The sequence below is a fragment of the Alistipes sp. ZOR0009 genome (genome assembly GCF_000798815.1).
In the GTDB taxonomy this organism is placed as follows: Bacteria; Bacteroidota; Bacteroidia; order Bacteroidales; family ZOR0009; genus Acetobacteroides.
This window is the reverse complement of the sequence record NZ_JTLD01000010.1, coordinates 37,911-49,993: the sequence shown is the minus strand read 5'-3', so window position 1 is coordinate 49,993 and position 12,083 is coordinate 37,911. Positions and strand designations below refer to the sequence as shown.

The 12,083-nt window shown below is 44.2% G+C and carries 7 protein-coding genes; 4 read left to right on the top strand and 3 right to left on the bottom strand.

Features of this window, described 5'->3' with window-relative positions; all coding sequences use genetic code 11:
* Window positions 1-1,219: 1,219 nt before the first annotated feature.
* From L990_RS03445 to L990_RS03430, 4 genes are all read left to right on the top strand, one after another.
* On the top strand, window positions 1,220-2,785 hold the full coding sequence (locus L990_RS03445) for a hypothetical protein (protein WP_047445569.1): 1,566 nt from the start codon (window positions 1,220-1,222) through the stop codon (window positions 2,783-2,785).
* A 20-nt stretch (window positions 2,786-2,805) separates the two neighbouring features.
* Window positions 2,806-4,257, top strand: coding sequence for a DUF5723 family protein (locus L990_RS03440; protein ID WP_156121317.1), 1,452 nt, complete (start codon window positions 2,806-2,808; stop codon window positions 4,255-4,257).
* Between the two features lie 240 nt (window positions 4,258-4,497).
* Window positions 4,498-4,680 (top strand): hypothetical protein, encoded by a 183-nt coding sequence (locus L990_RS03435; RefSeq protein WP_047445564.1) that lies wholly within the window; start codon window positions 4,498-4,500, stop codon window positions 4,678-4,680.
* A 107-nt stretch (window positions 4,681-4,787) separates the two neighbouring features.
* Window positions 4,788-4,982 carry a hypothetical protein gene (locus L990_RS03430; protein ID WP_047445562.1) on the top strand — a complete coding sequence of 65 codons (195 nt, stop codon included), beginning with the start codon at window positions 4,788-4,790 and terminating at the stop codon, window positions 4,980-4,982.
* Window positions 4,983-5,071: 89 nt separating this feature from the next.
* On the opposite strand, the gene L990_RS03425 is transcribed toward L990_RS03430, so the two are convergent.
* The 3 genes from L990_RS03425 to L990_RS19060 form a co-directional block, all read right to left on the bottom strand.
* Window positions 5,072-6,469 (bottom strand): exonuclease domain-containing protein, encoded by a 1,398-nt coding sequence (locus L990_RS03425; RefSeq protein ID WP_052180687.1) that lies wholly within the window; start codon window positions 6,467-6,469, stop codon window positions 5,072-5,074.
* 174 nt (window positions 6,470-6,643) lie between these two features.
* A complete protein-coding gene (locus L990_RS19065; RefSeq protein ID WP_052180686.1) occupies window positions 6,644-9,427 on the bottom strand; it encodes a PAS domain S-box protein in 2,784 nt (927 codons plus the stop codon).
* A 177-nt stretch (window positions 9,428-9,604) separates the two neighbouring features.
* Complete coding sequence (locus L990_RS19060) at window positions 9,605-12,076, bottom strand: PAS domain S-box protein (protein ID WP_052180685.1); 2,472 nt, start codon at window positions 12,074-12,076, stop codon at window positions 9,605-9,607.
* Window positions 12,077-12,083: the final 7 nt, after the last annotated feature.

Below are 12,083 nucleotides of genomic sequence, written 5' to 3'. Positions count from 1 at the left end.
TCAAGAATTTGCTTACAAGAGCCAACTTATCGGTTCGCAAGAGCCAAGAATTCGCTTACAAGAGCCAACATATCGGCTCACAAGAGCCAGATATTTGCTTACAAGAGCCAACATATCGGCTTACAAGAGCAAAGGTATAGGCCTACAACGCACAACAAAATGCGCTGCAAGCGCTAGCTAACTGCTCGGATTGGGAGTAGTGCTCCGCTGCATTGAAGGTGGCGGCTCTTGCAGGCAGCTAAGCGTTGCTCGGCACGAGACTGCCAGTGGCGCCAATCAGCAGGGTGCTACTCGCTGGGGTTGGCGCTACGATGGCGATCTATTAGCCGCTTGCTCTTGCCTCTTACGGGAGTGGGGGCTAGGCTTTAATTTGGTTGGTGCTTTGGAGCGCTATTGGTACCACAACCTCTGTAGGCAAAGGGGGTAGTTTTATCTTCGTATTGGGCTCTTTATGTTTTGCGGACAGCATGGTGCTGCCTCTGCTGCGCAGGCAGGCGTGTGTGGCGGTAGTGGTCTGCAGCTCATTGTTTAACGTCTTTGGTATGCTTGCCTGTAGCTGCCTCTGCGAAACACCTTTTGTAAAACATAAAAAATAGTGGGGTAATCCTTTTCACTATTCAAAAAATATACCTTTATTGCAGTCGTAAATGAGGTTGCATTTTATCACTTTTAGTAGGGTTTCAGCTGAATTGTGTAACTTTTCTGCTGTATATTCTATCAAATTGATGTTTTAAGGTTGTTTTTTATTACAAAGAAGCATTTTTAGTCACATTATTAAGGAATAAACGAAATTCCCGATCAAATACAGCAGGTTTGCATCATTTGATCGGGTGCTTTTTTTTAGGGGCGGCCTACTTTTCGTCTCCCGAGGTAGGAGAACTCTTGTTGCCGAATTTGCCTGCTTCTTTTTTGCCTTGAGGCCGCTTAGCTTGCTGTGTAAACGGTAAGAAAAAGTTTGGGGGCGGGAGATATGACGGGATTTTTATTGTGTACGAATGGGCGCAGGCTAGGGCTGCAGGTATCGGTAACACCTGGCAATGGCTGGGCAGCAGGCCTCTTTGTTAGCCATCATCTATCCATATACACCTTGCCAGCTACAGTTGCCAGACCGCAGCTGCAATGAGCAGCAGCTCGCGTTTGTTTAAAAAAGTTACGCCCGCTCTGTTAAGCAATTTTAATTATACTTTTGCAGCATTAAAGGGTAAAATATTTATATATCATGGTTAATAATCGTTTTTTCTCTGCAATTATTCTTGCATTAGCCTTGTCGTCGTGCGTAAAGGAGGAGTACAACATGGATCGGATATCCTCGTCGGTTGATGTATCCACCTCTGTAGCCCTACCCGTAGCCAGCGGCTCGGTAAGCTTAGAGCAGCTGCTGCCTAAGAATAGCGACACCTCCAGCTTTATTTATGTAGATAACAGCAAGCTGCTGCACCTGGTGTACAACAGAACGCTCGATTCGCTTTCGTTTGGTAAATACGCCAACATCGTGAAGGATGTGCAGGGTAGCGTTTCTGCTGCTGCTCCTAGCGGAATCTCGTTCCCGAACACCACCATTACCGCACAAACCTCCTACAACCTGAACCTAAACTTAGAGCGCGCCGACCAGCAGATTGACGAGGCGCTGCTTAGCGATGGTACTCTTTCGGTAAGCAGTGCTGCCAACTTTTATGGTAGCTTTTCCTATACCATCGAGTCGCCCGATTTGGTAGATGCTGGTGGAAAAACGCTTTCACAAACTTTTCCACAGTGGCTCAACCTTAACCTTGCGGGGTATAAGGTTATACCCAATGGCGGAAAGCAGCTTCGCTTTACCATTAGGTATACCGTTACCAAGCAGGGCAGTAGCGCAACTCCCGATAAGATTACCTTTTCGTTGGGGCTAAGCTCACTAAAGGTAAAGGAGCTGGTAGGTAGCTTGGGGCAAATAAGCATTCCGCTTGGAGGTAACTCGCTTCCGCTCGATTTTAGCGATTACGTATTTAAGGTGGATAACTTTGATATTAAGGATCCCGAGGTAAAGCTGATATTTAAAAACCATGCGGTACTACCTTTCAGCTTTTCGCATAATGGGGTGGTGGCTAAAAAGGGAAAGGATACCTATCCTGTAACTGGACTTCCTTCATTAATTGATGTTTCGCCAGCAAATGTAGCCCAAAAACGAGCTATTAGTGAAGGGGTTATTAGCCGTATTTCTAACTTGGTAAATATTCTTGCTAAGTTTCCTAATACGCTCAGCTTTAACGGAACGCTGTTGGCTAACCCCAATACGCCACAAAATCCGGCGGTTAAAAATCGTATTAACGTAAACGATAAGCTTTACATTGGCGCTAAGGCCGATTTGCCGCTTAATATCTTGGCTAGCAACCTTGTTTTTACCGATACCTCCTCGTATAACTTTACCGATTTGGTGAAGGATAGCAAAAACGTGGAAAGAATGAAGCTGCAGCTGCAGCTTAAGAACGGCTTCCCTGTTAACATGGAGGTTAATGCCTACATTGTAGACGAGAAGGGTAATGTGCTAGATAAAATACTGGCCACGCCATTCATCATAAAGGCTGCGACAGTAAGCAATGGCAATATATTATCAACCGACTCGAAGGTGGATGCAGATTACGATCAGGTGCGCATTCAAAAGCTGAAGAATGGGAACCGAATTATTTTTGAGATAAAGGCCAGCACCGAGGGACACCAAAGCGGGCAGTTGATAAAGCTGCTTGCATCCTATAAGGTGGATATCAAGGTGATTGGTTTCGTTAAAGCAAATCTTAATAATCTGTAGCAACTGTACATATCGGTATAATGATGAAAAAATTAGCACTACTCGCCATACTTGCTGCCGCTAGCGTTGGCAGCTTCGCACAGGATAAAACCCTTTACTTTATGTCTAGGGTTCCGCAATCTACGTTTCTTAACCCTTCGGTAAACCCCGAGTTTACCACCTATGTTGGCTTTCCGCTTTTATCCAACTTCAGTATAGGCTACAACAACTCCTCGTTTGCCTTTACCGATGTGCTAAAAAAGGGAACCGGGCTGCGTAAGGATTCGTTGGTGTTTGATGTTAACGGCATTTCGAAGCAGCTGGGTAAGATTAACTTTATTCGTTTGGACAACCAGCTCGATATTATCTCGTTTGGATTTAGGGTGAGCTCGTTTTACGGCCACTTTAACATCACCTCTAAGACTTCAGCCGGATTTACCTATCCTAAAGGGCTTATCGACCTAAAGGATGGCAACTACGATTTCGAAACAGGCCGTCCGCGTACCATTGATCTTAACGACCTGGCCATTAATAGCGCTTCCTATGTGGAGACAGGCTTTGGGCTGTCGAAGGTTGTGAACGAGAAGCTTACTGCCGGTGCTCGAATTAAGGTTCTTAACGGGATAGCAGCCATAAAGACCAACCGCTTTAAGGCCAACATCGTTACCTCCGACGATTTTCAAAAATCGACCATTAATGTAGATGCCGAGGTCTTTATTTCTGCTCCACGGCTTAGCTTTACCTACGATGCAGAGGGTAAGATAGATGGCGTAAACTTTGAGAAAAGCGAAACTGGCACGTCGAACGATTACAAGTTTGGCTCTAACTTAGGCTTGGGGCTAGATCTTGGGGCCACCTACAAGCTAAACGATAAGTTTACCTTTTATGGTAGCGTAAACGACTTTGGTTTTATCCGTTGGTCGCAAAATGGCTACAAGCTGGTATCGAAGGGATCGTACGACTTTAACGGAGCAGACATTACTCCCGACGAAAACGGGAGCATCGACTTTGGTAAGGCGCTAGAGGCTATTGGCGATACGCTAAAAACAAAGTTTAAGCCAACCGACGAGCATGCCAAGTTTAGTACCATGCTAAAAACGAAACTTTACTTAGGCGGAACCTACCAAGCCTTAAGCTGGTTAAACTGTGGTGCCCTTCTACGTGGAGGCTTTTATGGTAGCTACTTCGATCCTGCCTTTACGCTTTCGGCTAATGCTACCCCTTTTAGGGCCTTGGCCTTTACGTTAACCTACTCCATCTACAACCGAAGCATGAATAACTTTGGTGCGGGGATTATTATAGGTGGTAAGCCTATTCAGTTCTATATTGTTACCGACAATATCCTCTCTAGGATGGTTAACCTGAAGTCTGATAGCGGTTCTTCGGTTGGTATTCCGGGTTACACCCGTAGCTTTAACTGCCAGTTTGGTATTAACCTTCAGTTTGGCTCTAGGGCTAAAAAGAAGGAGGTTGCTCCTCAGCTAGGCAGCTAGCTCGTATAGTTGAGGCGTTAGCCTAATAGCATATTTAAGCGCAGCCAGCATACGGCTGCGCTTGTTTTTTGTATACGCCGGTCCTTTAAAAGCGAGCTATGCCTTTGCAGGGGAGGGCTATTTTCTAAGAAAGATCTAATAGGGTATTAATTCTATTCTAATAGAATGAACCTATATTTGCTACTGCAAGCACGGTAAAGATGCTTGTAAAAACAATGGTAAATCTTTAAAATAAAAGTTATGAAGAAGATTTTTGCACTTGTAGCCATGGTGGCTTTTGCTGGTTCTCTATTTGCACAAACTCCAGCTGTAAAGACTGAAAAAGTAAAAGCTCCAGCAAAGAAGGAAGCTGCTAAGCCAGCAGAAAAGAAAGTTGCTCCAGCAGAAAAGAAGGTTGAAAAGCCAGCTCCTGTAAAGAAGTAGCTAGTTAGAAACCCGCATAGCTAGCTGCTACTAGCAGGCACAAATAATACTTGTTGTGCGGGTTTACATTGAACTGTACATTTTATTCAGATAAAGTAGTAGTTGTCATGAAGAAAGTTTTAGCACTTGTAGCCATGGTGGCTTTTGCTGGTTCTCTATTTGCACAAACTCCAGCTGTAAAGACCGAGAAAGTAAAAGCACCTGTAAAAAAGGAAGCTGCTAAGCCAGCAGAAAAGAAAGCGGCTCCAGCAGAAAAGAAGGCCGAAAAGCCCGTAGAAAAGAAAGCTCCAGCAAAGAAGTAACGTTGTGTAATTTTGCTGCTACTTTCATGGTTAAGGGAGATACCGAGGTGTCTCCCTTGCTGTTTTTTATGACGTCAGTCGTTGTTCGGTTAAAAGTGGATGGTCTTTGCCGTTTTCGATTTAGCCAGGTAGGCGTTTACTATTTTGATGGAGTTGCCGCTATCTAGTAGCGGGGTTGTTAGCTCGTGCAGCTCGTGTATGCCGCCACTTAGAAATTGGGTGCTGGCAAATCCGTACCCAACCAGCTTACCCTTTTCTACCTTTATAAAGGCTGTTTCGTCGGGGTTACGCCCTTGCTCCACCACAAAGAAGTTTCTGGAGATGTCGTTTAGGTATTCGATGGCTTGCTGTACGCGCTCATTGTAGAAATCGGGATCTTCATCGCCACGGCAAGCGCCCTTGCAGGAGCCTATTTGGTAGTGGAAGCACGCTCCTGATGTGTTGTATAGTCCGCAGATTTTTTGGCAAAGGGTAAACTTTTCGATTAGCTCGTAGAGCTTCTTCTTGGCGCGTTGTACCGACGGAAATTGGCTTACCAGTATTCCATTTTTCGACTTCTTTTCGATGGTAAGCGCCAGGTAGCCGTTTTCGTTGTACGCAGCGTATATGCCAAACTCGCTGCTTTTACGTCGTTGCACGCGGTTGTACTTTGGCTGGTGCCTTTTTATCTCGATATCTTCGAGTAGTAGGGCTAGGAGCTCGCTTCCGGTAATCTCGTAGCTGATATCGGCGGCGCGGAGGCACATCTCCATGCTTTTTTTGTCCTTATGGTTGGCAAAATGGGTGAGAACCCGTTTGGCAATGTTGCTGCTCTTGCCGATGTATATCACGTTGGCATCGGCGTCGTGAAGGAAGTAGACACCGGTCTCCTCGGGGAGAGTTTCGAACAGCATGCGGGCAATGTTGCTGCCAAAGAGGTGGGCTATCTCGGCGTTAGAGGGGATGTCCTCCTGGCTAATATGGTTTAACAGCAGCTTAAAGAGCTCGACGGTGGCGCGTGCATCTCCGGCTGCTCGGTGCCTATTTTCGATTTTGATGTTGAGGTCTTCGCAAAGGTTTCCCAAGCTGTAGCTTTTATGGCCGGGCAGGAGCTTGCGGCTCATTTTTACCGTATCAAAGGTCATTCGGCGGTAGCTGTAGCCGAGATTCTTAAACTCGTGCTGAATAAAGGAGTAGTCGTACCCCACGTTATGTCCTACAAAAACCGCATCTTGGGTAATCTCCACAATACGCTTAGCGACTTCGTAAAATTTGGGCGCATTTTCCACCATGGCATCGTCTATGCCGGTAAGCTTGGCAATGTAGCTGGGTATGTGGGTTTCTGGATTTATTAGCGAGGTAAATTCGTCAACTATCTCGCCCTTCTCGAGCAGGTAGATGGCAACTTCGGTTAGGCGTCCATTTTTTTTTGGATCGCCACCGGTGGTTTCTACATCAATAATGGCGTAGCGGTTGTCCGTTTGAGTGTTTGCTCGGATAGAGTCCATTTATTACGAAAGAGTTGACTAAATATACGACTTAATTGAAGACGATATTTAACTTGGATATGTATGGTTACAAAAAAACAGCAACCCACGCTTATATTCTCGTTTTGCATCTCGTATTAATATAGTCGATGTCGATGGTTATAAGCAGTAGGTTGCTGAGATTCTTTAGTATTGTTAGTTCAGGTCTACCTTTTCGCCCGATGCCTGCTTTTGCTCCCTATCTTCGAGCTCCTTTACGGCAGTAACATCTTTTACTAAAATGTATAACCCTTCAACCTTATCGTCCTTTTTAATAGGGAACTTACTTGTCGAAGTCCAAATTAGATCTCCATCTTTTCCTTCTATTTGCTCGAGCTTATCTACAACAGCAACGCCTGTTTGTAGAATCTCCAGCTCTTCCTCTGCCCAACTTGCTACAAATTTGCTGCCAAGAAGTTGCTCGTCGGTTTTTCCTATAATTTCGGCTTCGGAGGTAAAGCCGTGTATCAGGTACTTCGTCTTGTTTGCCTTGATTATCCTACGATCTACGTCTTTAAAGTAGATGAGCTCGCTCGAGGTGTCGAGCATGCTATTGAATAGGTTTTGGCTAAGCTGTAGCTCCATTACATCGGAAAAGTCTTTCGATACCCCAAAGGTACCAATAATGCTACCATTTGTATCACGTAGCGGCATTTTATTGGTAATAACCCAAGTTGTGTGGCCATCCTTGTGCTGCTCCTTTTCTATAAGGTTGAAAATGGGTTGGCCAGAGCGGATGATGTTTTGCTCATCGTTGTATGCCTTTTGCGAGTGTTCATCTACGCCAAATAGATCGAAATCAGTTTTGCCTAGAATTTCATTTTCGTTTTGCTTGCCATGAACCTTGAGCAGCGACTTGCTGATGCGGATTAGTCGGCTTTGCTCATCCTTAAAGTAAACCGCTTCGGGTACTGTTTCGAGGAAGTTGTTGAACAGCGCCTTTTCGAAATGAAGCGTTTCCTGGATATGCTTTTGCTCCTCCTGCACGCGGGCCATCTCTTCCTGAGTTGATTGTAGCTCCTCAAGATTTTGGCGCATCTCCTCTTCCTGTGCAGCCATCTCCTCGGCCTGCTGGCGGGTTTGGCTAAGCAGCTCGGCGGTATGCATGTTGATGCGTACGCTTGCAATGGTGGAGGCAATGCTTTCTGCAATTTTTTCTACAAACTTTACCTTGTAGTCATCTATTGGGGTTAGCGAGGCCAGCTCCAAAACGCCGTTAATCTCGTTGTTTATCTTAAGTGGAACTAACAGCAGGCATTTTGGGGTGGTATCTCCCAATCCGGAGGTGATGCTTATATAGTTATCTGGTATTTCGAGCAGGTAAATGGTTTCACCTTCAACAAAGCAGCGGCCAACGAGCCCTTCGCCAACCTCAAAGGTGCGCTCAACCATCTTTCGACGATTGTAGGCAAAGCAGGCGGTCATTTCGAGCTGCTGCTCCGAACTTTTATCTGCATCGGTTAGGACAAACATTCCCCCTTGGTTGATGTCAAGGTATTTAACCAGGTTGCTAACAATGCTGTGAGAAAGTTCCTTGATGTTGTCGTTGTTTTGGCGAAGCAGCTCCGAGAATAGGGCGTAGCACTGGTTGGCCCACATGGTTTTTTCTTCCTCCTTCTTGCGGTCTAGCTCCTTCTCGTTTGCCTTTACTAGGCTCGACTGCATCTCGCGAAGCGAAATGCCCAGCGTATCCTTCTCGCTTAGCAGCTGATGGTCGGCTTTTAGATTCCCATTGCCAATCTCCTGCGCAAACTGGGCTGTTTTGTTTAGCCCATCAACCAGCACGTTTAACGAGTTGGCTATTTCCTCCATCTCATCACCCGTTTTAATCTCGAGCTTTTCCTTGTCGCTTACCTCTCCTTTAGAGAGCTTTCTTATTGATGCGGTTAGATCGTGTAGCGGTTTGGTTACAAGCTTAGCAATGTAGTTGGTAACAAAGGTCATAACGAGTAGCCCAAGCAGACATACAAAAATTGCTATCAAAACGCTTTTTCTCGATTCTGCAAATATTTCGCTGGTTGGTATGGATACGCCTAGCATCCATTTGGTATGGCTACCAACGGTAAGCGGTACAAAAACGGTAAAGTAGTCTTCGTCGTTTATAGCGTTGTACAGCTTGGTTGGGTTAGCATCTGAAAGTATTTTTGGAAGATCTAGCTTGTTGTCGTCTCCAAATAGCTGGCTAAAGTTTTTACCAACCATCTTTTTATCGGTATGGCAGGCTATAAAGCCATTTTGAGAAACAAGGTAGGCTTGCGTTCCTGGATATATGTTAATTTCATCTACGAGTTTCTGAAAGTCTGACATTGGAATATCGACACCAGCCACCCCTACGGTTTGTGCATCATGTTTTATAGGGTAGGCAACCGTGGTAATTAGCTCCTCTTTATCCGAATTGTTGTAGTAGTTGTAAAAGTAAGGTTCCTTGATGTCGGGTTTTCCGCTGTTCTTTACAATGTAGTAGTGTCCTTTGGCGTCGTAACTCTCCATATCCTTATCCATCTCCATGTACGGAATGTTGGTAGAGGGGACAGTTAGGAAGGAGCGGCGCCCACTACTTTTTGTGTAGCCTGGTGTGATTGCCGAGTGCTCTAGCGACACCCAAATACATTTGAAGTTAGTGTTATTTTTAGCGCTATTGGTTAGCTGCTCCTTTATAAGCTCCGAACGGTTGGTTAGCTGCTGGTTAAACATGTACACAATAGAAGAGGCTAGCGATTCGCTAAAACCGTACGCCTGATTGGTGATTCCTACCATCTCGTTGGAGTATCCTTTTACGAGCTCTTCAGCCATCTTCGTGGCATTCTCTCGCGTATTGCTCCTTAACGTAAAGATGTAGAACGAAAAAGATATTACCATTATTAGCGCAACCGATATCCCAATATAAAGGTGCATCTTCGATTTAATCGATGTGGACTTCATCCAGTACAGCCAGTTCATACTATAAACATTATGTTATCACGTTGCAGCAAACTTATAAAAAAAAGAGGTTCCTATTAACGTTTATAAAATAATAAGGATCAAACTTAACATTGCGTGTAAATGAAGACGCAAAAAGTTGCATCTAATTAGGTGCAACTTTCAGGGATCGTGTGTTATAGGACTATTTTACGGTTGTTAAGGATTTACTTGGCTGCCTTTGGCAGCTTCCAGCTCTTGGGTTAGCTTCTCAATTTTTCTTAGATGCTCCTCGTTCTGCTGTTTTTCGGCGGCGAGCGTTTCCTCTAGCGCTTTTACCTTGGTAATGTTTCTAGTTATTCCAAATGTTCCTATGATGTTTCCATCCAAATCTCTAAGAGGCATCTTACTGGTTGATACCCACGATATGGAACCATCCCTCATTACCTCTTTCTCCTCCATATTCGAAAATCCTAGGCCCGTTTTTATAATCTCCTGCTCATCCTTATAGGCTTGCATCGAATGTTCTTCGGAGAAAAGGTCAAAATCTGTTTTACCAATTAGGTCTTGCTCGCTGCTAACCTTGTGTAGGCCAACTAGCGACTTACTAACCTTAATGAATCTGCTTTGCAGGTCTTTGTAGTAGATGGCGTCTGGGACTGCTGCCAAGAAGTTGGCAAATAGCGACTTCTCCTTTGATAGCTCCTCCTGTATAATTCTTTGTTCGTTTTGAATTCGTGCCATTTCTTCCTGGGTGGATGTTAACTCCTCTAGATTTTGCCGCATCTCTTCCTCTTGTGCAGCCATCTCTTCGGCCTGCTGTTGGGTTCTTGATAGTAGCTCGGCGGTTCGCACGTTTATTTTTACGTTGGATATTGTGGAGGCGATGCTTTCTGCTACTTTTTCTACAAAAAGGACCTTATACTCTTCTATGGGGGTTAGGGCTGCGAGCTCAATAACTCCGCTTACTGTTTCGTTCAGCTTTAGGGGCACTAGCACCAGGCAGCTTGGGCGGCTATCACCTAGTCCAGAGGTGATGTGTATATAATCTTGAGGGATTTCTAGCAGATAAACTGTTTCTTTTTCCGAAAAACATCGGCCAACTAATCCTTCTGTTGTTTCAAATATAGTATGATGTAACTTCCTGCGGTCGTAAGCAAAACAAGCTGTCATCTCAAGATGTACATCATTTTCATCATTGTCGTTAATAATGAAAATTCCTCCTTGGTTAATGTTTAGATATTTTACCAGCTGGCTTATAATACTAAACGAGAGCTCTTTTATGCTGTTGTTGTTTTCGCGTAGTAGCTCCGAGAATTGAGCAACACCAAGGGTAGCCCATGTTTGCTTCTCCTCTTCACCTCTCCTCTTCACCTCTTCCTCTTTACTTTTAACTAGGTTTTGGCGCATTTCTATTAACGATAGTCCTAGATGATCTTTATCGCTAAGCGGTTCGAATTCCGATGATAGATTACCAGCTCCAATTTCTTCAGCAAAGGTTGATGTTTTATTAAGGCCATCAATGAGGCTATTTACCGAGTTGGCCATCTCACCAATTTCGTCTTCGCTAAAGTTGCTCATTCGTGTTGTTTCGGATATTTCTCCCTTTGCTAACCTTTTTATGGAATTTGTTAATTTAATGAGTGGTATGGTTAGTCTATTCGAGAATATGTTTACCGAAATAATTACCACTACTAAGCCAATTAGGCATAGGAGTGCAGCCACCATGGAAACCCGATTTGCCTGTTGGTATATCTCCTTTTTGGGGATTGATAATCCGAAGGCCCAGCTTTTACTCCCTTCTGTTATGGTTATGGGGATGATGTAGGTGTAGTATGCTTTTCCGTCTATTGCTTCGTCGCTCGAGTAGCTTTTCCCATTGGTGATTTTGTCGAGTATGGTTGCTTGTTTTTTGGGATCTTCTCCAACTTGCTCGAAATTTTTGCCGACTAAAGAGTTGTCGGTGTGCGATAGAATATATCCGTTTGATGCAGCAAGAAAAGCTTTGCTGTTTTTGTAAATACCGATGTTGCTGGTTAGCTCGGTGTAGGAGTTAAGGTTAAAGTCCACGCCTGCAATTCCTGCAAAACGTCCATTTATAAATATTGGGGCAATTACGCTGGTTACAAGCTGGTTGTTTCCGGTAGAACTCTGGTCGATATACGGATCTAGTATCGTTATTTTCGGATTTTGGCGGAGCTGATTGTATAAGTTTTCTGTTTCATTTTCGTCTATCTTCTTATAGTCTACCGTGTAAACCATTTTCCCATTAATCTGCTCGGCCGAAAATAGCTTTCTTTCTAAGTTTTGGTTATTTTTAGGATCGAAAGCGCTGGCTTCGAGTGTTAGCCAAACCGCTTTGTAGTTGGGATGGTCTTGTTGTAGGCTTGTTAGCATTATTCTCATCAAAGAATCTTTATCTGCTTTCAGGTTATGGCAGTAAAATTTGGCCGAAGATGCTACTGATGAAGCAAAAGAAATGTCTTTGTTGATGTTTTTATTTATGTCTTTTGCGTGGTTTAGTACCATCTCGTTGGTGAGTTCTATTGCCGAACGTTTCGAGATCTCATTGATCGAAAAAACAAGGTAGGTGGAGACTGCAAGCAAAACTAGTCCTGTTATTGATAGTACGTAGAATCTAATTTTTGCTTTTAGGCTCAGCTTTTGAAAGGTGTGTCGAATTTTAGCCATTAGTTTT

What these genes read in the sequence shown, in the direction of transcription:
- L990_RS03440 (WP_156121317.1), top strand. Translation starts at nt 2,806, where the DNA reads ATGATGAAAAAATTAGCACTACTCGCCATACTTGCTGCCGCTAGCGTT.
- L990_RS19065 (WP_052180686.1), bottom strand. Translation starts at nt 9,427, where the DNA reads ATGAACTGGCTGTACTGGATGAAGTCCACATCGATTAAATCGAAGATG.
- L990_RS03435 (WP_047445564.1), top strand. Translation starts at nt 4,498, where the DNA reads ATGAAGAAGATTTTTGCACTTGTAGCCATGGTGGCTTTTGCTGGTTCT.
- L990_RS03445 (WP_047445569.1), top strand. Translation starts at nt 1,220, where the DNA reads ATGGTTAATAATCGTTTTTTCTCTGCAATTATTCTTGCATTAGCCTTG.
- L990_RS03425 (WP_052180687.1), bottom strand. Translation starts at nt 6,469, where the DNA reads ATGGACTCTATCCGAGCAAACACTCAAACGGACAACCGCTACGCCATT.
- L990_RS03430 (WP_047445562.1), top strand. Translation starts at nt 4,788, where the DNA reads ATGAAGAAAGTTTTAGCACTTGTAGCCATGGTGGCTTTTGCTGGTTCT.
- L990_RS19060 (WP_052180685.1), bottom strand. Translation starts at nt 12,076, where the DNA reads ATGGCTAAAATTCGACACACCTTTCAAAAGCTGAGCCTAAAAGCAAAA.